16 protein-coding genes and 1 tRNA gene are annotated in these 22,968 nt (G+C 66.7%); 8 read left to right on the plus strand and 9 right to left on the minus strand.

The window, feature by feature from the left end; translation table 11 throughout:
- Nucleotides 1-3: 3 nt before the first annotated feature.
- The 6 genes from murB to amaB form a co-directional block, all read right to left on the minus strand.
- The gene (gene murB / locus AC5P57_RS06030) at nucleotides 4-1,065 is read right to left on the minus strand and encodes a UDP-N-acetylmuramate dehydrogenase (protein WP_099552875.1); all 1,062 of its coding nucleotides are present in this window, start codon (nucleotides 1,063-1,065) and stop codon (nucleotides 4-6) included.
- A gap of 8 nt (nucleotides 1,066-1,073) precedes the next feature.
- On the minus strand, nucleotides 1,074-2,129 hold the full coding sequence (locus AC5P57_RS06035) for a quinone-dependent dihydroorotate dehydrogenase (protein ID WP_099552874.1): 1,056 nt from the start codon (nucleotides 2,127-2,129) through the stop codon (nucleotides 1,074-1,076).
- Nucleotides 2,130-2,137: 8 nt separating this feature from the next.
- Nucleotides 2,138-2,908, minus strand: coding sequence for a class I SAM-dependent methyltransferase (locus AC5P57_RS06040; protein ID WP_099552873.1), 771 nt, complete (start codon nucleotides 2,906-2,908; stop codon nucleotides 2,138-2,140).
- Between the two features lie 5 nt (nucleotides 2,909-2,913).
- Nucleotides 2,914-3,198, minus strand: coding sequence for a DUF4190 domain-containing protein (locus AC5P57_RS06045; RefSeq protein ID WP_099552872.1), 285 nt, complete (start codon nucleotides 3,196-3,198; stop codon nucleotides 2,914-2,916).
- Between the two features lie 143 nt (nucleotides 3,199-3,341).
- Complete coding sequence (locus tag AC5P57_RS06050; RefSeq protein ID WP_262235672.1) at nucleotides 3,342-4,145, minus strand: SDR family NAD(P)-dependent oxidoreductase; 804 nt, start codon at nucleotides 4,143-4,145, stop codon at nucleotides 3,342-3,344.
- Nucleotides 4,145-5,677, minus strand: coding sequence for an L-piperidine-6-carboxylate dehydrogenase (gene amaB / locus AC5P57_RS06055; RefSeq protein ID WP_049398541.1), 1,533 nt, complete (start codon nucleotides 5,675-5,677; stop codon nucleotides 4,145-4,147). Before amaB ends, AC5P57_RS06050 begins: the two co-directional genes overlap by 1 nt.
- 183 nt (nucleotides 5,678-5,860) lie before the next feature.
- On the opposite strand from amaB, the gene AC5P57_RS06060 reads away from it, so the two are divergent.
- The 5 genes from AC5P57_RS06060 to AC5P57_RS06080 all read left to right on the plus strand — a co-directional run bounded on the left by AC5P57_RS06060 (nucleotide 5,861) and on the right by AC5P57_RS06080 (nucleotide 9,555).
- Nucleotides 5,861-5,937, plus strand: a tRNA-Arg gene (locus tag AC5P57_RS06060).
- A gap of 820 nt (nucleotides 5,938-6,757) precedes the next feature.
- Nucleotides 6,758-7,210, plus strand: a complete 453-nt coding sequence (locus tag AC5P57_RS06065; protein WP_049430985.1) for a hypothetical protein — start codon at nucleotides 6,758-6,760, stop codon at nucleotides 7,208-7,210.
- A 323-nt stretch (nucleotides 7,211-7,533) separates the two neighbouring features.
- Nucleotides 7,534-7,959 carry a GFA family protein gene (locus AC5P57_RS06070; protein WP_262235675.1) on the plus strand — a complete coding sequence of 142 codons (426 nt, stop codon included), beginning with the start codon at nucleotides 7,534-7,536 and terminating at the stop codon, nucleotides 7,957-7,959.
- Between the two features lie 120 nt (nucleotides 7,960-8,079).
- Nucleotides 8,080-8,544 carry a GNAT family N-acetyltransferase gene (locus AC5P57_RS06075; RefSeq protein WP_495219516.1) on the plus strand — a complete coding sequence of 155 codons (465 nt, stop codon included), beginning with the start codon at nucleotides 8,080-8,082 and terminating at the stop codon, nucleotides 8,542-8,544.
- 117 nt (nucleotides 8,545-8,661) lie between these two features.
- Nucleotides 8,662-9,555, plus strand: a complete 894-nt coding sequence (locus AC5P57_RS06080) for an AraC family transcriptional regulator (RefSeq protein WP_262235676.1) — start codon at nucleotides 8,662-8,664, stop codon at nucleotides 9,553-9,555.
- Here the strand turns inward: AC5P57_RS06080 and AC5P57_RS06085 are convergent.
- Complete coding sequence (locus AC5P57_RS06085) at nucleotides 9,503-10,333, minus strand: universal stress protein (RefSeq protein ID WP_262235677.1); 831 nt, start codon at nucleotides 10,331-10,333, stop codon at nucleotides 9,503-9,505. The genes AC5P57_RS06080 and AC5P57_RS06085 overlap by 53 nt on opposite strands.
- A gap of 170 nt (nucleotides 10,334-10,503) precedes the next feature.
- Between AC5P57_RS06085 and AC5P57_RS06090 the strand changes: the two genes are divergently transcribed.
- The 3 genes from AC5P57_RS06090 to AC5P57_RS06100 all read left to right on the plus strand — a co-directional run bounded on the left by AC5P57_RS06090 (nucleotide 10,504) and on the right by AC5P57_RS06100 (nucleotide 21,298).
- A complete protein-coding gene (locus tag AC5P57_RS06090) occupies nucleotides 10,504-11,070 on the plus strand; it encodes a TetR/AcrR family transcriptional regulator (protein WP_099552866.1) in 567 nt (188 codons plus the stop codon).
- A gap of 440 nt (nucleotides 11,071-11,510) precedes the next feature.
- Entirely contained in the window at nucleotides 11,511-17,612 is a 6,102-nt protein-coding gene (locus AC5P57_RS06095) for a CshA/CshB family fibrillar adhesin-related protein (protein WP_262235678.1), read from the plus strand.
- On the plus strand, nucleotides 17,609-21,298 hold the full coding sequence (locus AC5P57_RS06100; RefSeq protein ID WP_262235679.1) for a TonB-dependent receptor: 3,690 nt from the start codon (nucleotides 17,609-17,611) through the stop codon (nucleotides 21,296-21,298). Before AC5P57_RS06095 ends, AC5P57_RS06100 begins: the two co-directional genes overlap by 4 nt.
- Before the next feature lie 65 nt (nucleotides 21,299-21,363).
- Here the strand turns inward: AC5P57_RS06100 and AC5P57_RS06105 are convergent, their stop codons facing one another.
- Together AC5P57_RS06105 and AC5P57_RS06110 are read right to left on the minus strand one after the other, a co-directional pair.
- Nucleotides 21,364-21,723: a response regulator gene (locus AC5P57_RS06105; protein WP_099552864.1), complete on the minus strand. Its 360-nt coding sequence runs from the start codon at nucleotides 21,721-21,723 to the stop codon at nucleotides 21,364-21,366.
- The gene (locus AC5P57_RS06110; RefSeq protein ID WP_430542871.1) at nucleotides 21,713-22,876 is read right to left on the minus strand and encodes a two-component system sensor histidine kinase NtrB; all 1,164 of its coding nucleotides are present in this window, start codon (nucleotides 22,874-22,876) and stop codon (nucleotides 21,713-21,715) included. Before AC5P57_RS06110 ends, AC5P57_RS06105 begins: the two co-directional genes overlap by 11 nt.
- Nucleotides 22,877-22,968: the final 92 nt, after the last annotated feature.

Consider the following 22,968-nt stretch of genomic DNA (forward strand, 5'->3'; position numbering starts at 1 on the left):
TGTTCACCACTGTGCGCCGAGCAGGCGGGGCTCCGGTTCGATCGGCACGCCGAACTTCTCCAGCACCGAGGCGGAGATGCGTCGCGCCAGCGCCAGCAGCGCAGCACCGGTGGCGTTACCGTGGTTGACCAGCACCAGTGCATGGCTCGGGGCCACGCCGGCATCGCCTTCGCGGAAGCCCTTCCAGCCGCAGGACTCGATCATCCAGGCCGCCGAGACCTTGCGTTTTCCGTCCTGGTCGGACGGGAACACCGGCAGCTCGGGGAAGTGCTGCAGCAGCACGTCAACCTGTTCCAGCGGCAGCACCGGGTTCTTGAAGAAGCTGCCGGCATTGCCCAGCACGTCCGGATCGGGCAGTTTGCGGCGGCGGATCGCGATCACCGCATTGGCCACGTCTACCGCACCCGGCAGTTCCACGCCCTGTGCCTGCAGTTCCTCGCGGATGCCGGCGTAGTCCATGCGCAGGTCGTGCAGCAATGGCAGCTTCAGCTCGATGGCGGTGATCAGGTAGCGGTCCATCTGCTGCTTGAACACGCTGTCGCGGTAGGCGAAGCCACACTGTTCGTTGTCCAGCCGCACCCAGGCCTGTTCCTGGCAGTCCCAGGCTTCGACGGCCTGGATGAACTCGCCAACCTGCGCGCCATAGGCACCGATGTTCTGGATCGGCGCAGCACCGGCCGTACCGGGAATCAGCGCCAGGTTCTCCAGTCCGGACAGGCCTTCCTGCAGCGACCACATCACCAGGCCATGCCAGGGCACGCCGGCGCCGGCGCGGATCACTGCATGGTCGGCGCGGTGTTCCAGGAAGCTGATGTCGCGGTTGCCGAACACCAGCACGGTGCCGGGCAGGTCTTCAGCGATCAGTACGTTGCTGCCGCTGCCCAGCACCAGCAGTGGGCCGCTGGCCACTTCGGGCAGCGCCAGCACTTCCGGCAGCAGCGTGGGGTCGTGCAGTTCCAGCAGCTGCGCTGCACTGGCCTGCACATGGAAGGTGTTCAGCGCCTGCAGCGGTGCATTGCGGGTGAGCGTCCAGCGCAGCGGGGCGTTGCCGTCGACGGTATCCATGGGCGCGCTCACAGTGGGGCCACCGCGCCGCGGCTGGGCGCTTCGCGGCGGCGACGGATCGCCTCCACACATTCGGAGACCAGCGCCGGGCCACGGAAGATCAGGCCGCTGTAGCACTGCACCAGCGCGGCGCCGGCGGCCATCTTGGCCACGGCATCGGCACCGGACAGGATGCCGCCGACGCCGATCAGCGGCACCGATTCGGGCAGGCGCGAGCGCAGGCGGCGCAGCACCAGGGTGGACTGCTCCAGCACCGGCGCGCCGGACAGGCCACCGGCCTCATTGGCCAGCGGATCGCCGGCCACCTTGCTGTGGTCGATGGTGGTGTTGGTGGCGATCACGCCGTCCACCTGCAGTTCGCCCAGCACACGGGCGGCGGCATCGATGTCGCGCTCGCTGAGGTCGGGCGCCACCTTCACCAGCATCGGCACGCGGCGACCATGCTGCGCAGCCAGGGCTTCCTGGCGGTCACGCAGCTGGCTGACAAGCTGGCGCAGTGCGGTCTCTTCCTGCAGCTCACGCAGGCCGGCGGTGTTGGGCGAGGAGATGTTGACCGTGATGTAGTCGGCCAGCGGATACACCTTGTCCAGGCAGGCGATGTAATCGTCCACGGCCTGTTCGTTGGGGGTGTCCTTGTTCTTGCCGATGTTGATGCCGAGCAGGCCGCGACGGTTGCGCGCGCGCTCGACATTGCGCACCAGTGCATCCACGCCCGCGTTGTTGAAGCCCATGCGGTTGATGATCGCGTTGTGTTCCGGCAGGCGGAACAGGCGCGGCTGCGGATTGCCAGCCTGCGGGCGCGGGGTGATGGTGCCGATCTCGACGAAGCCGAAGCCGAGCGCGAACAGCGCATCGATGTGCTCGCCGTTCTTGTCCAGGCCGGCAGCGAGGCCGACCGGATTGGGGAACGTCAGCCCGAACACGGTGCTCGGCATCGGCGCGATGCGGGCGGCCAGCAGCGGCGTGGTGCCGGTGCGATAGGCCAGGTCCAGTGCGGACAGGCCGAGGCCGTGGGCGCGCTCGGCGTCGAGCGAGAACAGGAAGGGGCGGGCAAGCGAATACATGCGTCGGTTCAGTCCAGCGTGCCGAGGAAGGCTCGGGTTCGATATTCAAAAGCAACCTGGCCGTCGACCGCGTGGGCGGCGAACAGGTCCTGCAGAGCGGCGATCATCGGCGCATGGCGCGGGTGACCGGGCTGGGGGGCATAGGAGGAGGACAGCAGGCGCCCTTGCAGCGCATCCAGATCCAGGTACTGCACGTTCGGCAGCTGCACCATGCCGCGCAGCCCGGCGCCGAACCAGGCCTGCATGGTGGCGTCGTCCTGGTAGCGCTCGGCCACGGCGGTGTAGTCGGTGCCGTAGTCCAGCAGCAGTTGTTCGTAGCCGACCAGGAACGGGCTGGCATCGAGCAGGCGTGAATTCCAGTAGATCAGTGCCAGGCCACCTGGGCGCAGGATGCGCTGCCACTCGGCGCGCACCGCCACGGTGTCGAACCAGTGGAAAGCCTGCGCGACGCTGACCAGGTCAACGCTGGCCTCGTCCAGCCCGGTGGCCTCGGCGCGGCCGTCGATGGCGCTGAACTGCGGATACTGCGGCGCCAGCCACTGTTCGGAGGCGGCGCGCATGGCGGCGTTCGGTTCCACCGCAATGACCGGATGGCCGGTGGCCAGGAACTGGCGGCTGGAAATGCCGGTGCCGGCGCCGATGTCGGCGACCACGGCCTCGTGGCTGACGCCCATGGGGCCATGCAGCCACTCCAGCAGGGCGGGCGGGTAGTCGGGCCGGTAGCGGACGTAGTCGGCGACGCGGCTGCTGAAGCGTTCAGTGCTGTCGGAAGTGGTCATGGCGATCAGTTCGACATCGCGGCGAGCCAGGCCAGGCCGCCGAAGAACAGGATGAAGACCAGGATGGCGGCGATAGCGGCGCCGACCATCACCCAGCCCAGTACAAGGCCAGTGACGGCCAAACCGTCGCCTTCCAGTTCCTGCGGGCGACGGCGGATCTCGGCGCGGGCCATGTGGCCGGTGACGATGGCCACGATGCTGGCCACGAAGGGCAGGACGGTCCAGCTGGCGATGCCCATGACCAGGCTGACTACGGCCAGGGCGCTTGTCTGTCGGGGTGCCACGCTCATCGGGGTCCTCCTTGGCAGTGTGCACATGATAGTGCGTCTGCCCAGGCAATCCCATGCCCGGCAAGTGCAAGGATGCGGTAGGCGTCGACCTTGGTCGACGAAAGGCATGCCAACCAAGGTTGGCAGCTACCGAAGTGCCGGTATCAGCCCATCAACACCTGGCCACCATCCACGTTGAGCACGCTGCCGGTGACCCAGCGCGCCAGCGGCGAGCACAGGAACAGGGCGGCGTCGGCAATCTCGCGCGGGTGTCCGAAGCGGCCGAACGGGATCTTCGCCAGGGTGCCGTGGTACAGCGTCGGATCTTCGGTGCGGCGGCGATCCCACAGGCCATCGTCGAATTCGATCGAACCGGGGGCGATGGCGTTGACCCGGATCCGGTCCTTGGCCAGCGCCAGTGCCTGCGAGGTGGTGTAGTGCGACAGCGCGGCCTTTGCGGCGGCGTAGGGCGCGCCACCGGGGCGTGGCTGCTGTGCGGCGATCGAGGACAGGTTGAGGATGCAGGCATCGCTGGATGCGCGCAGCCACGGCAGTACCAGGCGCGAAGCCCGTACCGCCGCCATCAGGTCGATCTGCAGGCTGGCGGCCCAGCCATCCTCGTCATCGGCCATGCCGTAGCCGGTGGCGTTGTTGACAAGCACATCGATGCCGCCGAGTGCATCGGCAGCGGCCTGCAGCCAGGCCTGGATCTGGCCGGCGTCGGCCAGATCGGCGGAGACGGTATGCAGCGGGGTGCCCTGTGCCTGCGCATCGGTGCGCAGGGCATCCAGTCCGGCCTGGCCGCGGGCGCAGACCGAGACCTGCGCACCGGCGCCGGCAAATGCCAGCGCCATTTCACGACCGATGCCTTTGCTGCCACCGGCGATGAGTACGCGGCGGCCGCTGAAGTCGAGGGTCGGAGCCCCTGCGGGGATCCGACCCACAGACGTCTCGGCGTCGTTTGCCATCACAGATCGAACTTGATGCCCTGGGCCAGCGGCAGCGAGTCCGAATAGTTGATGGTGTTGGTCTGGCGGCGCATGTAGACCTTCCACGCATCCGAACCGGACTCGCGGCCACCGCCGGTGTCCTTCTCGCCACCGAAGGCGCCGCCGATCTCCGCACCGGACGTGCCGATGTTGATGTTGGCGATGCCGCAGTCGCTGCCGGCGGCCGACAGGAACTTCTCGGCGGTCTTCAGGTTCTGGGTGAAGATCGAGGACGACAGGCCCTGCGGTACGCCGTTCTGCATGTCGATGGCTTCGTCGATGCTGTCGTACGGCATCACGTACAGGATCGGCGCGAAGGTCTCGTGCTGGACCACGGCGTCGCTGTTCTTCAGGCCGGAGACGATGGCCGGCAGCACGAAGTTGCCTGCGCGGTCGATGCGGGTGCCCCCGGTTTCGATGGTGCCGCCGGCGGCCTTGGCCTGGGCGATGGCATCGAGGAACTGCTGCACGGCACCGTCGCTGTTCAGCGGGCCCATCAGGTTGGCGGCATCGGTCGGATCACCGATCTTGCCTTCCACCTGCTTGTAGGCCTTGACCAGGGTGGCCAGCACGTCGGCGTAGATCGAGCGGTGCACGATCAGGCGGCGGGTGGTGGTGCAGCGCTGGCCGGCGGTGCCGACGGCGCCGAACACGATGCCCGGCACGGCCAGCTTCAGGTCGGCGGTTTCGTCCAGGATGATGGCGTTGTTGCCACCCAGCTCCAGCAGGCAGCGGCCAAGGCGGCGAGCGACCTTTTCGTTGACGGTGCGGCCGACCTGGGTCGAGCCGGTGAAGCTGATCAGCGGCACGCGACGGTCATCGACCATCTTTTCCGACAGCGCGGTGCCCGCATCGTTGATCAGGAAGAAGATGTCCGGGAAGCCGGCTTCGCGCAGGGCGTCGTTGCAGATCTTCAGCGAGGCGATGGCGGTCAGCGGGGTCTTGTTGGACGGCTTCCAGATGCACACGTCGCCACAGATTGCGGCCAGGAACGAATTCCAGCTCCACACCGCGACCGGGAAGTTGAAGGCCGAGATGATGCCGACCAGGCCCAGCGGGTGGTACTGCTCGTACATGCGGTGGCCGGGGCGCTCGGAATGCATGGTGTAGCCGTACAGCATGCGGCTCTGGCCCACGGCGAAATCGGCGATGTCGATCATCTCCTGCACTTCGCCATCGCCTTCCGGCTTGCTCTTGCCCATTTCCAGGGCGACCAGCGAGCCCAGCGCATCCTTGTGCTTGCGCAGTGCTTCACCGCACAGGCGCACGGCTTCACCGCGACGCGGCGCCGGCGTGGTGCGCCAGACCTTGAAGGCTTCCTGGGCGCGGGCGACGACGGTCTCGTACTCGGCCTCGGTGGTCGCGCGGACCTGCGCGATCGGCTCGCCGGTGGTCGGGTTGACCGGGGTGATCAGCTCACCGCTGGTCGCGCTCGACCACTCCCCGTTGCCCAGGTACGTGCCAGCGTTGATCGCGTCCAGGCCAAGGGACTTGAGCAGCTCGGAAGACATGCAGACTCCTGTGTTTCGTTACGTTGTTTGGTGCCATCGCGGGCAGGTGGGGGACGCGATGAACTGAATCGCCGATGGTAGCAGAGCGGCCTGTCCGGCCATGGTGCAACGCGCCAGCGGAATCGTACGGAGCATGAATGCTTGGAGGGCAGGGTGTGTTGCCTGTAAACTTCCCGGCTGCATGGCCCCGTAGCTCAGCTGGATAGAGCGTCCCCCTCCTAAGGGGAAGGTCGCCCGTTCGAATCGGGCCGGGGTCACCAGAATCAACAGCTTGCGAAAGCCGCTATATCGCCACAGGCCATATCGGGCCATCAAAAGGCACCATAAGGCACCATTTGGTCACAGTGATGGTAATGGCGAATCAATAGGTTGGCTTCGCCACCGCACTGTCATCGCCCTCAGGGGAGAGGTGCGCGTAGTACTTCCAGTAGTGGCGTAGTCGGCATGCCCGGCCGGGATCTGCACCTGTCGCAACGGCACTCCGGTGATGGCCATACCGTGTTCTTGTGCACGGCGACAAGCGGACCGGAGAGACAGCGAAGTGCCCAGCGCGCATACCGGCCCAGCGGCGCCTCGCGCCACTTGCCGACTTCGTGCGCCCCGGCCATCCTCGACTGGATCGCTCTCAACACTTTGGTGGCCCACCTCGTGCGTCCGGACTGGGTACCTGGCCCAGGTGGAGGCTGGATTCACGCGGCCGCAGGCCATGCAACCGGTGTACGCCAAGCTGTGCCCCGGCAAAATGCAGGCAGCGTCGGATTGTCGGTCCCGTGAAAACCGCAATCCTGTGGTAGTAAAGGCCCCAGCGGTGGCATGACGCCGCCGACAGGGGGCAACATGAAGGCGATGACCGCTGTTCTGGTTGCGGCTGTGCTTTGCGTTGGTTGTTCAACCAAGGGGGGGGCCACTGCACCCTACAACGTCTCTTTCGTTGGCCATCCTTCCCGGGCCGACGTAGCACCACCTCCACCTCCACCTCCGCCGCCCCCCGTTGACGGTCAGGCCCAGGCGCCTGATCCCAACGGAGTCAAGCCTCCGAGGAGGCATCCCCGCGACGGATGGTATGAGCCTGGAGAGGAGGTGGATGACGCCTCGGACGTTGAGGAGGCGTTGCCAGCGGTACTGGCGGAATGCAAGAAGCTCATCCTCGGGATGGAGAACAAATCCGTTGATCAGCGAAAGGCGTCCCTCTGGGTGTACGGGATCGGGCTGGTCGCGGGCACGGTCATCGCACCTGCACTTACGGCGGCGAACGCTGCCAAGCACGCCGGTGCGATAGCCGGACTAAGTGCATTGGGGGGCGCCTCGGGTATGGCGGGAAAGGCGCTGGAGGACTCTGGGTTTGGGGGATCCGCAGCAATTGCTGATCGTAGAGCCGTCGCTGACGTGATTCGTCTGAAGCTCCCAGTGATCACGGATCGCAGAGAGGCGTCGCACGATCGACGGAAGGCGCTTACGGAAATGCAGGCTGCATGCTTTGCCTACGATCTGACCACCCCGAAGCCCATCCAGTCGTCAACAACCGGCAAATGAACAAGGAAGGGCCCGCTCTCCGGCGGGCCCTTCTCTTTTACACCCCGCGCCAGGTTCGCCGCCGTCACCTTCCTCCGGGTGAAGAAGGTGGGCAACATCGGCGAGCGCGCCATCAACACCATCGTCGTGCGGTACGACATGCCCGATACCTTGGTGGCCCTGAAGGGAAAGGGTATCGGGAGGAAGCGCCCGAAGACCCCGACGGCGATGGACGACACGTTGCGTCTGTGGGTGAGGCCGATTGAATTTTCTGTTGGGGCAGTCGGCATGTGTTCCAGATATGGCAGTAGAATCCGCGCCAGTCCCCTCTCTTCCGGGTCATCATGTCGATACGAGTAGCGTGCCTGTGCGGGAACGTCGCCATTGAGCTGGCTGGAGAGCCGGTCGCACGCGCCAACTGCCACTGTTCATCGTGCAGGGACTTCTACGGTGTCACCATGTTCTCCGCGACGGCTTGGGAGGCTTCGTCGGTTCAGATGGCCTCCTTCGATGCGCGAAGCTTCAGCCACCCCCAGAAGCAGCTGAAGAAGAACTTCTGTGCTACGTGCGGCGAGGTTGTGTTCGGCACGAACCGTCTGGGCATGTGTGTCGTTCCCAACGCCATGCTCGCCCGCGCAGGCGGCGGATGGCTGGACGTTGCCATGGCGCCCACAATGCATCTCTACTACCGGCAACGCGTAGTTGAGGTTCGCGATGAGTTGCCGAAGTACCTTGATGGCTGGGACGGCCCTACCTACCTGCAGGAATGAAGCTGCGACTGTGATGGTGCAAGGGCATTGTCGCAGGACAACATTCAACGGCTGCCGCGCAGCGTGACGGCGCCGGGCGGGCCGCTCACAATCAGTGGACCAGACCACACAGGCATCCTCATGCCCGCACAGTTGCAACCGGTCCAACCACTGCATTACCCACGTATCGCTGGCTGGCTCGATTCGCTTGCAGCGACGCAACGCTGGGCCGGCCCAGGCGTTGCATTTCCTCTGCTGCCCGAAGCATTCGCACAGACGCTTGAACTGGCCGAGCGACCGAGTTGGGTGCTGCTGGACGGGGAGGGCGCGTGCTTGGGGTTCGGCCAGTACTGGTTGACCGCGCCCGGCACCGCCCACCTGGGCCGCATCATTGTTTCGCCGCAGGCGCGTGGGCGCGGCGTGGGGCGGGTGCTGGTGCAGTTGTTGGGTGCCGAGGCCCTGCGGTCGCCTGGAGTGCAGCGCCTGACCCTGCGCGTCTACCGAGACAATGTCGCAGCGGTGGCCCTCTACCGCGATCTCGGCTTCCAGCCGGTGGAAGACGCTTCGACGCCGGAACTGCTGTTCATGCAGCGCAGCGGGGTCTGACCCAGCTTCAGCGTCGGCTACTGCGGGTGGGGGCGGTATCTTGATCATTTCGGTACTTTTCACAAGTCTGGCGCCGGGCCCGATATGCTGGGCCCCGGAATCCAGCCGGATCAGCCCGTGGACCGCATTCCCCAGCTTCTGGAACAGGAAGAGTCCATGCGCCTGGAGGTCAGCACGCTGGCTGAAGGCTTGGGTGTTCCACTGTCGTTCGGGCACGCGTATCTGGCGGTGCTGGTGTGCGTGTCCGGGCGTGCGCGTTTCGCACTGAACTTCCGCGAGGTGGCGGTGCAGCGGCACGACGTGCTGGTGCTGGCGGAGGATACGCTGGCGCTGCTGCGGCAGCGTTCGCGCGGTTTCCTGGCGGTGGTCTGCCTGATGCCGAAAGCGCTGGCGTCGGAGGTGGCCTACGTGCTGCCCAATGCATTGTTCAAGTTCCTGCACGAGCATCCCCATTGTGTGCCGTCACCGCTGGAGGTGCCGCTGCTGCAGGGCTGGCTGCAGCAGTTGATGGACGCGCAGCACAACGGCGGCCGCCATCGGCACGTGATGCTGCGCAACCTGCTGCAGACCTTGTTCCTGAAGTTCGCCACGCTGCTTCCGGAACATTCCGAGGCCGCGCCGCAGGTCGGCCGGCGCGAGCGCCTGGCCTGGAATTTCTGGGAGCTGGTTGGCCAGCGCAGCACGCGCCAGCGCGACGTGCAGTCCTACGCCGAGGCGCTGTGCATTACCCCGTTCTATCTCTCGCAGTTGACCCGGGAATGCTTCGATGAAACGCCGAAGGCGCTGATCGACCGCCAGGTGGTGCTGGAGATCAAGGCCCTGCTGAGCTACAGCGAACTGCCGATCGGACGCATCGCCGAACGCCTGTGCTTCGAGGATGCGTCCTACCTGTGCCGCTACTTCCGGCGGCATACCGGCCAGTCGCTGACCGGCTACCGTCGCGCCGGGCAGGGTGACGCTAGTGCGATACGAACAGCGGCGCCGGAACTTCGGCCAGCAGATCCTCGGTGACGCCGCCGAGCACGCGTTCGACCACGCGGCTGCGGCTGTAGGGCCCCAGCACCAGCAGATCGGCTTCGGCATCGAGTACATGCTGGCGGATGGTGGCGGCAACGCCCCCCTGGCTGGAGCTGATCGCCTGGATTTCGACCTCGACGCCATGCCGCGCCAGATGCTGGGCCATTTCGGCGCCCGGCGCGGCTTCAGCCTTGGGCGTGTCGACCATCAGTAGGTGCACGGCCTGCGCCCGGGCCAGCAGAGGCAGGGCATCCGCCACGGCACGACGGGCCTGTTTGCTGGCATTCCAGGCCACCACGATACGCCGGCCGACCTGCTCGCCCTTCCAGTGCGGCGGCACCAGCAGCATCGGCACGCCGGTCTGGCGCAGTGTGCCCAGTGGGTGCCAGCCGGAAGGAGCGCCGGGCGTACGCGGATAGCCGGCGACGATCAGATCGCAGTAGAGCGACTGCAGGGCCAGATCGGCGCCGCCCAGATAATCCGAGACGATGCGCAGTTCGGTGCTGATCTGCAGCGGCTCGGCGGTGTCGCGCAGGTTCTGCATCAACTGCGCGGTGCAGGCGGCGTCAGCGCGGGCTTCATGGTCGAGTGCGGCGGCGATGCCCGCGCCACGCGCGAAACCGTTGGCGATGTCGGTGGGATGCTGGGCGGTCGATACCGCGACCAGATGCGCCTGCTGCGCCTTCGCCAGATGCGCGGCAATGTTCAGTACGCGGTCCCCGGTATCGCTGGCGTCGAAGAGCACGGCGATGTCGCGTAGCGGATGCAGCATGGCGTTGTCTCCTTCGATGCCTGTGACGCGTTCCCTGCCGTGCACCGACCCGGGTGCACCGGACGCAGGTGTGTTGTAGCGCATTCGTGATTCGAGTGAATCAAATATGATTCAGTTTATTAATTGATGATTCATGCTAGCGTGATCGGACTCTGCATCCAGGCCCCTCCATGCGACCTGCCACTGCCCGCACACGCCGCGACCTGCACCACGCCCTTGCTGCCACCCTGGTCAGCCATCCTCGCTGCACGCTCAGCGAACTGGCGCGCGGGGCAGGCATCAGTCGCGCGACCCTGTACCGGTTCGCGCCAACGCGGGAGGCGATTGACGAGGCCTTGTTCGCGGCGGGATTCGAACGCCTGGAAGCAGCGGCAAGCTCGTTCGATGGCAACGTGGATGCACAGCAGGTGCTGGAGCAGGTCACGGCAGCGCTGCTGGCCGACTGGGAACTGGTGACGCTGGTGTTCGCGCGCATGATGGAAGAGCAGCAGCGCCAGGGTGACCTGCATCTGCTGCCGGAGCGCTGGGCTCCGATCGGTGAACGTTTCGAGGCGTTTTTCCTGCGCGGCCAGCGAGTGGGTGAGTTCAACGTGGAGTTCACCGCGGTGTGGTTGGCCGACTTCTACTGGACCTGCTTCTACGGCATCACCTGGTCGCTTGCGCGCGGCCGTCTGGCCCCGGCAATGGCCGCATCCACGCTGTTGGCCTCGTTCCGGCATGGGGCGATGAAGGGCTGATCGTGGCGCCCATGGCGCATTTCGTGCCGACAAGACCTACGGAACCCGCGCCGAATTCGCGTGACGTCTTGCCGGAAAGGGCGTTCGCGCTGCCGGAATCGTGCACGGTGCCGCACTTCCGGATTGCTACAACTGTGGTCGTCGAATAACGCCGGAATCGGCAAAAAATTAAATGAGACGTTCATCACACTTTTGTTGCGGTGCGGTATCGTAGTCACTGAAATTCATACCTGACCTACGAGGTCCAGGGACGGTTGTAGTGGCCATCGAGCCGGCAGAACGTGCTTCGCGCGCGTTGCGTGGCTGATGAGTTCGTCCCAGGCGACCTACTGAACAGCGGCCTCTGCGGGCCGCCCGGGGAAATCACCATGTGGCAGTCGACGACGTCGCGCATTCGCGCGGGCGGTGGATGCGTTCATCCCAAGAAAAACACCCGATGCGTGCGGCCCGGCCGCTGGATCGCGCTTGTCCTGATCCTGCTGCTGTCGATGGTGGCGCCATCGTTTGCCTGGGCAGCCGCCTACGCCACGGGTGGCAGCAGCCCGTATCGCAATACGGTGTTGTGGTTGACCTGGGGGGGCGGTGCCAACGGCGTCGACAACGTTGTGCTCAATGATGGGGCGCTGTCGTCCATCGACATGCCGATTGCCGCGGGCATCAACCTGCGCGTCGATTGCCGCTTGAACACGGCCGAGACCGGCGTGCTGCGCAGCTATCGGCCAGGCAACTGGCGCGGCGACAGCCTTGATGATCTGTACAACATCGGTGGTACCGATTCGAGCAACCAGCTGATCGCTGGCATCGCGCGCACCGCCGGCACCTCCAGTTTCAGCATCACCTGCACCTCGACCATGGGTGGTGCCCCGTACCGCCTGCGCGGTGTGGTGATGGCCGACGCCGAATCGATCAACAACAGCGGCGAGTTCGTCGAAGCCAGCGCGCAGGGCACCTGGAACGTGGTGGAGGTTCGCAAGAACCTGGCCAATGCCACCCCCTATCTGGTGAACAAGTCGACCAGCGGTGGCAACCAGGTGATCCGCTTCGGTCCCGGCAACGACGACAACACGGCTGCCGTTACCTTCCTCAGTTTCGACAATGCCGCACACGCGCCGGGCAACCTGGCGGTGAACATGGGCTTCTCGATGCGCGGCGGCGGTACCACCGCCATCGCCATCGGCCTGCTGGTGCCGTATGCCGACTTTGGTGACGCCCCGCAGAGCTACGGCGATGCGATGCACGTGGTGGACGATCTGCAGTTCCGTTCCGATGGCATTCCGCAGGGCGCCAGCAACTTCAACATCAACACCGCCGGTTACACGCCGGGTGGCCTGGCACCACCGCTGACCGATTTCCTCGGCAGCCTGGGCCCGGATACCGAACAGAGGAGCAGCTACAGCGCGGACGCGCTGGGTGATGACAACTTCCCGCAGGCGGGCAGCCGTGAGGAAGACGCGTGGCCGACCAGCTACCGGTTGACGGTGATGCAGGCCGGCACGCTGATCACCCAGGCAGTGGCCTGCGTGGGCAATGGCAGCGTCGCAGGCTGGATCGACTTCAACCGCAACGGCCAGTTTGATGCCAACGAACGCAGCACCACCGCGCTGTGCAGTGGTGGCCAGGCCAACCTGGGTTGGACCGTGCCGACGTCGGTCAGCGCGGGTACCAGCTACGTGCGCCTGCGCTACGCCACCAACGCCACGCAGATACAGAGCCCGACCGGTGTGGCCGATGACGGCGAGGTGGAAGACCACCGCATCACCATCACCGCTCCGTCGCTGAAGGTGGTCAAGGGCAACAACGCCACCGGTGGCATCTGGAACTACGGGCAGGCCGGCACCCAGTACACGCTGGCGGTGAGCAATACCAGTGATGTGCCCACCGGCAATCCGCCGAATGTGCCGGCGGGCGCGATCATCGTGCGCGACCAGCTGCCGGCCGGGATCGTGCCGAACTGGACGGGTGCCCATGTGAGCGGCAACTGGAGCTGTACGGCCAGTGGCCAGGATGTCACCTGTACCAGCAGCCAGGTGCTGACCGCAGCCGGCAACCCCGGCTCCAGCTCGGCGTTCACGCTGCCGGTGACGGTCACCGCGGCTGCGACCGGCGTGCTGACCAACCATGCCAGCGTGGGCGGCGGCTACGATCCCTTCAACAATGGCAATCCGCCGGCACCGGGCAGCAGCTGCACAGACGCCGACCATTGCACGCGCAGCGACGTGACCGTGCCGGTGACGCGGGCGGGCTACGCCAAGCGTTCGAACACCACCGGCCCGGTCGCGGTAGGCGCGACCGTGAGCTACACCGTGGATGTCACCGTGGCCGACGGCAACACCCGCGATGTGCTGACCTTCACCGACACCCTGGGCACCGGTCTGGATTTCGCCAGCGTCAGCAGCCCCGGTGCATTTACCTGCAACGCGGCCAACCCGCTGGTGTGCACGCTTCCGGCGGGCACGGTGCCGGGCACCTACAGCCTGAGCTACACGGCTACGGTGAATGCGCAGGCCAGTGGCCAGGTGGTCAACACCGTGGTCGGCACGGGTACTGACACACCCACCTGCAGCAGCAACTGCACCACCACCACGCCGGTGGCGGCGCCGCGCATCTCGGTGTCGAAGGCCAGCGGCACCGCCGGTCCGGTCGCCATCGGCGACAGTGTTGCCTATACCGTGACGGTGCTGGTGGCAGACGCGCGCACCACGGCGGTGACCACGCTGACCGACACGCTGGGCACCGGCTTGGACTTCGGCAGCGTCACCAGCGCGGGTAGCTTCAGTTGCACGCCAGGCAATCCGCTCGTCTGCACGCTGCCGGCCGGCACCGTGCCGGGCAGCTATGCGTTGTCGTACACCGGCGTGGTCAATGCGCAGGCCAGCGGCCAGGTGCGCAATGCGGTGGTGCCCAGCGGCACCGACAACCCCTCCTGCGTGGGCAGCTGCGATACCACCACGCCGATGGCTGCCGCGCAGGTGGTCTATGCCAAGCAGGCCTCCACCGGCGGCCCGGTACGGGTCGGTGACCGCATCGACTACACCCTGACTGCGACGGTGACGCGTGCGCGCACCAGCGCCGTGGTCACGTTGACCGACACGCTGGGCAACGGCCTCGATTTTGCTGGTGTCAGCAGCGCAGGCATCTTCACCTGCAACGCCGCCAATCCGCTGGTGTGCACGCTGCCGGCCGGCACCGTGCCTGGCACCTACAGCCTCACCTATGGCGCCACCGTCAACGCGCAGGCCAGCGGCAGCGTGCGCAACGCCGTGCTCGGCAGCGGCACCGACAACCCGTCGTGCAGCGTGAACTGTGACACCACCACCCCGGTGGCGACACCGGGCGTGAGCTACGCCAAGTCGGTGAACAGCACCGGTCCGGTTTCAGTGGGCGATCGCCTGACCTACACCCTGACCACGGTGGTGACCAACTCGCGCACCACCGATGTGGTGACCCTGACCGATACGCTGGGCACCGGCCTCGACTTCGGCGCGATCACCAGTGCGGGCGCCTACACCTGCAACGCCGCCAATCCGCTGGTGTGCACCTTGCCGGCCGGTACCGTGCCGGGCAGCTACAGCCTGACCTACACCGCGGTGGTGAACGCACAGGCCACCGGCCAGGTCACCAACGCCGTGCTCGGCAGCGGTGGCGACAATCCGTCGTGTACCGCCAACTGCGGTACCAGCACGCCAGTGACCGGCAGTGCGATCGACTATCGCAAGACCTCGGCCGCGGCCGGTTCGGTGAAGGTGGGTGACAGCATCGCCTACACACTGTCCGCGGTGGTCAGCAACTCGCGCACCACGGTGGTGTTCACCCTGACCGACACGATGGGCCCCGGCCTGGACTTCGGTGCGGTGACTGCCAGCCAGGGCTTCAGCTGCAATGCTGCCAATCCGTTGGTGTGCACGCTGCCTGCCGGTACGGTGCCAGGCACCTACACGGTCGACTACACCGCCCGGGTGAACGCGCAGGCCAAGGGCAGCGTCAGCAACGCGGTGCTCGGCAGTGGCACCGGCATCAACACGTGCACCAGCAACTGTGGCACCACCACGCCCGTGCTGTCGGCGGTGGTGACCTACCGCAAGCAGTCGAGCACCGTTGCCCCGGTTGCCGTGGGCGATGCGGTGGACTACAGCGTGGAAGTGACGGTCGCCAACTCGCAGACCCTCGATACGCTGACCCTGACCGATACCCTGGGCACCGGCCTGGACCTGCAGTCGGTCAACCAGCCGGGACCGTTCACCTGCAATGCCAGCAATCCGCTGGTCTGCACGCTGCCTGCCGGCACGGTGCCGGGCACCTATACGCTGGGCTACCGCGCGCTGGTCAATGCCCAGGCCAGCGGCAGCGTGCGCAATGCCGTACTCGGTACCGGCGGTGACACGCCCACCTGCAGCAGCGACTGCAGCACCGAGCACGCGCTGGCCGAACCGCGCGTGGTGCTGGAGAAGCAGTCCGGACCAGCCAGTGGCACCGAAGTGCGACCAGGCGACCGCCTGCGCTACACGCTGGTGGCCACGGTCGAGCGCGCTGCGCTGCGTCGTCCACTGCAGCTGGTGGATACGCCCGATGCCGGCTTGAGCATCGAGAGCCTGCCGGCCGGATGCGTCCAGCAGGGGCCGGACATCGTCTGCACGGTGCCGACGGGTACCTCGATCGGTCGCCACGAGTTCGCCTACCAGGCCGTGGTCAACCAGGAGGCCCGCACCGAGGTGCTGAACCGCTTGCGCGGGCAGTATCCGGATGGCTCGCCGCCGCCGGACTGCACGACCTGCGAGACGCGCCACAAGGTAGTGTCCGACTTCGCCCTGCGCATCACCAAGACTGCGAGCCCGCGCCGGGTGAAGGTGGGCGACCTGGTGCGCTACCAGCTGGTGGTCGAGAACGTGGGCGGCAGCCATTGGCGTGATGGCGTAGTGGTCGACACCCCGCCTCCAGGCTTCAGCTATGTCGATGGCTCGATGCGCGTGGCCGACGATGACGGTGCGTTCTCGCTGGCCAGCAGCCAGGTACCGCTGCGCATCGGTGCGGTGGACATTGCCGTGGGCCGCAGTGCCACCATCACCTACCTGTTGCGGGTGGGCGCCGGCGTGCGCGCGGGCAACCACGTGAACCAGGCGGTGGCGACGGCCGATGACGGCAGCCCGTTGTCGAACGTGGCCACTGCCGAAGTGGCGATGGATGCCGACCCGCTGCTGGAAGACAGCCTGGTGTTCGGCACCGTGTTCGATGATCGCGACGGTGACGGTTGGCAGGACAGTGCCGAGCTGAGCGGCGTGCGCGTGCAAGGCGGATTCGCTGCTGCGGCCTACGTGCCGGGCTCGACCACGCTGGATCGTGGCGAAGGCCCGCAGCCGCTGGCCGATGCCAGCGCGCCGCTGCTGCACGGGGTGCAGATTGGCGTGGTGCATGGCCGCGCGTCCACGTCCGACACCGCTGAGGCGCATCAGGTGGTGCTGCGCCAGCGCCTGCGCGAACTGTCCTTCAGTGATGACTTCGTGCTGGAGAGCGCGCAGGGCCATCGCCTGCGGATGGACGCGCAGGGCGCCACGCGCGTGGAACGCAGTGGTGAGGCCGGCAAGGGCTTGACCGCGGCCGAGCCGAGCGTGCGCCGCGAGATCGCCCGTGTCGCCGAGGGCTATGAAGTGGCCTACGTGATCGGCAACGAAGGCATCCAGGAGCAGGGCATTCCCGGTGTACGCCTGGCCACGGTGGAAGGCCTGCTGGTCGAGACCGATCCGTTCGGGCGCTACCACTTGGCTGACGTGCACGGTGGTGACGCGCGCCTGGGCCGCAACTTCATCATCAAGCTGGACCCGGCCACGCTGCCGGCCGGTGCCGAACTGACCACCGAGAATCCGTTGCTGCGGCGGGTGACGCAGGGCGTACCGACCCGCTTCAGCTTCGGCGTGCGGCTGCCGCCGTCGCCGCAGGCTGCCGCCGAGCGCATGGAGATCGCGCTGGGTGAGGTGCTGTTCGCGCCGGGCAGCAGCGAGCTGCAGGCCAGCTATCGCCCGGTGCTGAAGAAGATGGCCGAGGTGGTGGACCGCTACCAGGGTGGCGACGTCGTGATCGCTGCCAGTGGCGAAAGCCAGGCGCTGGCCTTCGCCCGCGCGGCGGTGGTGCGCGACGCGTTGCAGGCCGAGGTTGTGGAAAGTGCCCGTGCGGGCCTGGCTGTGCAGCTGCGCACCGACGTGCGCGATCCGCACTCGCTGCTGGCCGGTGTGGATGCCGGTGGCGCGCTGCTGGGCAACGTGCTGTTCGACACCGACAAGGCCACCGTACGCGATGAGTTCAAGCCGCTGCTGGCCGCTATCGCCGCGCGTCTGGAAAAGCTGGGCGGTGGTCAGGTCAGCCTGGTGGGTCACACCGATGTGCGCGGCAGCCATGCCTACAACCAGGCGTTGGGCCTGCGTCGTGCCAACGCCGTGTTCGAGGCGCTGCGCAGCCAGCTCAGCCCCGCCGTGCAGCAGCGCCTGCGCGTTCGCAACGAGGAGAGCGCCGCCACCCGTGCGGCTGCCCGTCAACAGGAGGCACGCCGATGAGCGCGCATCACTCAGCCGCCCGCCGTGCGGCCCGCCTGCCGCGCGCCGCGCTGTATCAGGCCCTGCTGCTCGGCCTGGCCGGTGCCGCGCAGGCCGCGCCGCCCGCCGCCGAGCCGGCGCCGATCCGTTGTGACGGCACCCAGTGCAACGCCGAGGGCGAACTGTTGTTCAGCCTGCGCTCGCGCAGCTACGACGAACCGGTGACCGAGGGCACCTCGTCGCGTTCCAGCTCGCAGGCCCTGCAACCGGACCGCCGGGTCAGCCTGGCGATTGATGAGCCGGGCAGGGCCACCGTGCGCGGTGAGTTCATGATCCGCCTGCCGGAAGGCGGCGCGATCTGGGCCACCGAAGACCCGGCGATGGACCAGCCGGAACTGTCGGTCTCCGCACCGGGCATGGTCGCCTTCGACGAAGGCCGCATCGTGCGGCCGGTCGAGTTCTACGTGCGTGGCAACTACACCGCCTTCATCCAGCGCCTGGAAGTCAGCGTCTACCGCGGCAGCGACACGGATCGCGTGGCAGCACTGGCTACGTTCGAACTGCCGGTGGCCGCCGTTGCCCAGGGCGTGTGGGATGGTACCTTGCCGGCCTCGACGCCGCTGCGTCGGGGCGACCGCCTGGTCTATGTGCTTCGCGCCTTCGATGCCGAGGGCAATGTCGATGAAACCACCGCGCAATCGATGCAGCTGGTGACGCCGGCGGAATTCGAGCGCGGCAACCAGCAGTTGCGTGACGCGCTGGAAGACCGCCGCGGTACCTCGGTGGACACCAACCAGGCAGCATCGTTGTCACTGCTGCAGCAGGTGTTCGATGGCAATGGCCTGCGCCAGCAGAACATCCCGGTGCATGGCTCGCGGGTGCGCCTGCGCGGCCGCGACCTGCCGCTGGGGGCGTCGCTGAAGATCAACGGCGACAGCTACCCGCTGGACCAGGATCGCAAGTTCGCCGCCGAGTACCTGATGCCGATCGGACATCATGCGTTCGACGTACGCGTGGAGCGGCCGGATGCACCGGTCATCGCACGCACGCTGGAGGTCGATGTCAGCGGCCAGTACCTGTTCGGCGTCGGCCTGGCCGATATCACCGTGTACCAGAGCAAGGCCAGTGGGGCAGGGCAGGGCCTGGCCCGCGGCGAGCGCAACGATGACGTGCTCAGCGATGGCCGCCTGGCGTTCTACCTGAAGGCCAAGACCCGCGGCCGTTACCTGCTGACCGCGCAGGCCGATACCCAGAACCGTCCGCTGGATGAGTTGTTCACCGGCTTCACCACGGCCGATCCGCGCGACCTGTTCCGCAGCCTGGACCCGGACCTGTACTACCCGACCTACGGTGACGACTCGTTGACCCAGCGCGATGTCGACAGCATGGGCCGCTTCTACCTGCGCATGGACTGGGACAAGAACCAGGCGTTGTGGGGCAACTACAACACCGGCCTGACCGGCACCGAATACGCGCAGTACGTGCGTTCGCTGTACGGTGCGGCGCTGTCGTGGCGTTCGCGTGGCGCCAATGCCTGGGGCGATGCGCGCAGCGAGCTGCGCCTGTTCGGCTCACAGGCCGAGACGGCGCCGGGCCACAGCGAGTTCATCGGTACCGGCGGCAGTCTGTACTACCTGCGCCACGCCAGCATTCTCAGCGGCTCGGACCAGGTGGTGCTGGAAATCCGTGACCGCACCACCGGCCGCGTGGAGCAGCGTGTGCCGATGGTGCGGGGTGCCGACTACGAGATCGACGCCCTGCAGGGTCGCATCCTGCTGACCCGGCCGCTGGCCCAGGTCAGCCGCGAGAACCTGCGCCGGATCAGCCGCGACGTGCCGCTGGACGGCTATGAGCAGCGCCTGATCGTGGACTACGAGTGGGTGCCGACCGGATTCGACAGCGATGACATCACCGCGGGTGTGCGTGGCAAGCACTGGTTCGGCGATCACGTTGCCGTGGGCGCCACCTACGTGGACGAGCAGCGCTCCGGCCAGGACTATTCGCTGAGGGGCGCGGACCTGACCCTGCAGGCTGGGCGTGGCACCTACCTGAAGATCGAGCACAACCGCAGCGAGGCGACCAGTGCGCCGGTGTTCTTCTCGGACAACGGCGGCCTGAGCTTCAGCCGGCTCAATCCGGAGGGGCCGCGCGAAGGCGAGGCGACCGCAGTGGAAGCGCGCGTCAACCTGCGCGAGCTGGGCTGGACCCAGCGCGACTGGAGTGCCGGGGCCTGGTGGCGCCAGGTCGATGGAGGCTATTCGGTGGGGCGCTTCGACACTGGCCAGCGCGTGCGCGAGCAGGGTGCCGAGCTGCTGGGTTACGTGACCGACGACTTCAGCCTGTACGCCCGCTACAGCGAGGCTCGCCGTGGCAGCGAATCGCTGATCCAGGCACAGGCTACCGCCGAGTGGCGGATCGGCGAGAACGACCGCCTGTCGGCTGAGCTGCGTCGCGTGCAGGAAGACCGCGGTGTGGGCGGCAACGTGGCCGGTGTGCTGGCCGCCGCCCGCTACACGCACCGCATCGGCACCTCACTGGATGTGTACGGCGGAGGTCAGCTGACCGTGGATGATGACCATGGCCGCTATGCCGACAACGATGCGGTGGTGGCCGGTGGTACCTGGACCTTCGCCAACCTGTCCACCGTCGGTGCCGAGGTGAGCGATGGTGACCGTGGCACCGCCGCGCAGGTCAACGCCGAGTACCGGCTGACCCCGCAGCACAGCTTCTATGGTGCGTTCACCCAGTCCACCGACCGCAGCGAGTACGACCCGTTGTTCAGCCCGAACGCACAGGATGGCTGGACCCTCGGCCAGCGCTGGCGTCTGTCTGATCAGGTCAATGTGTTCAATGAAAGCCAGTTCCTGAAATCCGGGCAGGAGTCTGGTCTGGCACACACCTTCGGCATGGACTTCTATCCTGCGGTGGGGTGGAACGCGGGCTTCACGCTGAGCAATGGCAAGCTTGATGCCAGCAGTGGCCAGGTGGACCGCAAGGCGGTCAGCCTGTCCGGCGGCCGTACCGCGCCGGGCACCGAGTGGCAGAGCAAGCTGGAATGGCGTCGCGATACCGGCGCCGAGCGGCGCACGCAGTGGGTCAGCACCAATCGCCTCAGCCACCGCCTCAACGACAGCTGGCGCATCGCGGCGCGTTTCAACTATGCCGACACCGACGATGCGATCAATCCGGTGGCGGGTGCGCGCTTCATCGAAGGCAACCTGGGCTTCGCCTACCGGCCGTGGGACAACGACCGCTGGGCGTTGTTCGGTCGCTACAGTTACCTGTACGACCTGTCGACGATGGGCCAGGTGAACGGCGTGGACTACGATCAGCGCACGCAGATCCTGTCGCTGGAGGGCGTGTACCGCATCGACCAGCGCTGGGAGGTGGCGGCCAAGGCGGCGCGGCGCGAAGGCGAGGTGCGTTATGGACGCGGCACCGGCCCCTGGTTCGACTCGGCCACCAGCTTCGCTGCGGGACAGCTGCGCTATGACCTGTATTACCAGTGGCACGGCCTGCTGGAGTACCGCGTGCTGGACGTCCGTGACGGCGGCAGCAGGCAGGGTTGGCTGGCCGGTGTCGATCGCGATATCGGCCGCAACTTCCGCGTGGGCGTGGGCTACAACTTCACCGACTTCAGTGATGACCTGACCAAGTTCGACTACACCCATCGCGGGTGGTACCTGAACCTGGTGGGGCGCTATTGAGGAGCGCAGCCGGGCATGGGCCCGGCGCTACAGGAACCAGATGCCGGGCCATGCCCGGCGACGGGTCATTCCTGCTTGAGCAGCTGCACCAGCTGGCGCAGCCGATACGGCTTGGGCAGGAACTCCACCTGTTCGGGCAGCGGCGGCAGCTGCGAACGGGCATAGCCGGATGACAGGATCATCCGTGCCTGCGGCTGTTCGCGTGCCACATGCTCGCTCAGCTCGATGCCGGACATGCCGTTGGGCATGCTGACGTCGCTGAACACCACGTCGAAACGTGCCTCCCCCTTCAGCAGGGCGGCGGCCTCATGCGCATCGGCGGTCGTGGCCACGTCGATGCCAAGGTCGCGCAGGGCCAGGCCGATCATTTCACGCAGATCGGTCTGGTCTTCCACCATCAGTACGCGGATCGGGTCATCGGTCATGGGCAGGGTCCTCCATTACGGGTAGCAGCAGGCTGACCGTGGTGCCGACACCGGGCGTGGTGGACACGTCGACGAAGCCGCCGCTCTGGGTAGTGAATCCGAACACCTGGCTCAGGCCCAGGCCGCTGCCTTTGCCAATGTCCTTGGTGGTGAAGAAGGGCTCGGTGGCCCGTTCGGCGATGTCGGCCGCCATTCCGTGGCCCTCATCGCAGACGCTGAGCGTGACATAGCCACGTTGCAGGGTGGAGTCCGCATCCGGGTCGAGGCGATGCTCCAATGCGGTGCCGATCAGGATGCGCCCACCTTCGAGGGTAGCGTCAGCGGCATTGGCGACCAGGTTGGCCAGTGCGGTCTGCAACTGCATCGCATCAGTGTTCACCCGGGGCAGGCCGGGTGTGAGCCGTACCTCCAGCAGCACCGCAGGTGGGCAGGCACGCTGCAGGTCCGGCAGCCCTTGCCGTACCAGCGCATTGATGTCCAGCGGCTCGCGGATCAGGGTCTGGCCGGTGCTGAAGGCCAGCAGCTGGCGGGTGAGCAGTGCGCCGCGGTCGGTGGCCGCCTGCGCAGCATCCAGCAGCTCGGCGGCGCGCGCATCGTCACCGTTCACGCGCAGCGAAAGCAGGTCCAGGGCATTGCCGATGGTGGTCAGCAGGTTGTTGAACTCGTGGGAAAGGCCGCGGCTGAGACGGCCGACGGTCTCGAACTGCTGGGTATTGCGCAGCGCACGCTGGGCATCACGCAGCAGTCGCTGTGCCTGCCACTGCTCGGTGATGTCGCGGGTGATCTTGACGAAGCCGAGCAGCTCGCCTGCCTCGACGACCGGCTCGATGACCACGCTGGCACGGAACGAGGAGCCATCGCGGCGTACCCGCCAGCCCTCACTGGCAACGTGGCCATGCTGCGCCGCCAGGCGGAGCAGGCGCTGTGGTTCACCGGCGTCGCGGTCGTTGGCCAGGTAGAAGCGACTGAAGTGCGTTCCTACCACTTCATCGGCTGAATAGCCCTTGATGCGTTCGGCACCCGGGTTCCAGCTGCAGACCACGCCTTCCGGATCAAGCAGGTACAGCGCATGGTCGCGCACGCTGTCGATCAGCAGTCGCAGTTGTCGGGAAGGGTCCGTCAGCACGGACGTCGTAGAAGCGGCTGCGTCCACGTGGAAATGAGCATTACCCCTGGGAGGGACGTGAAGCTAGGCAGTGCAGTGTGAAGAGTGTGTGGAGGCGTGACACGTGCCATTTGTCCTGT

Source organism: Stenotrophomonas sp. YJH_SMC_79, assembly GCF_059367995.1.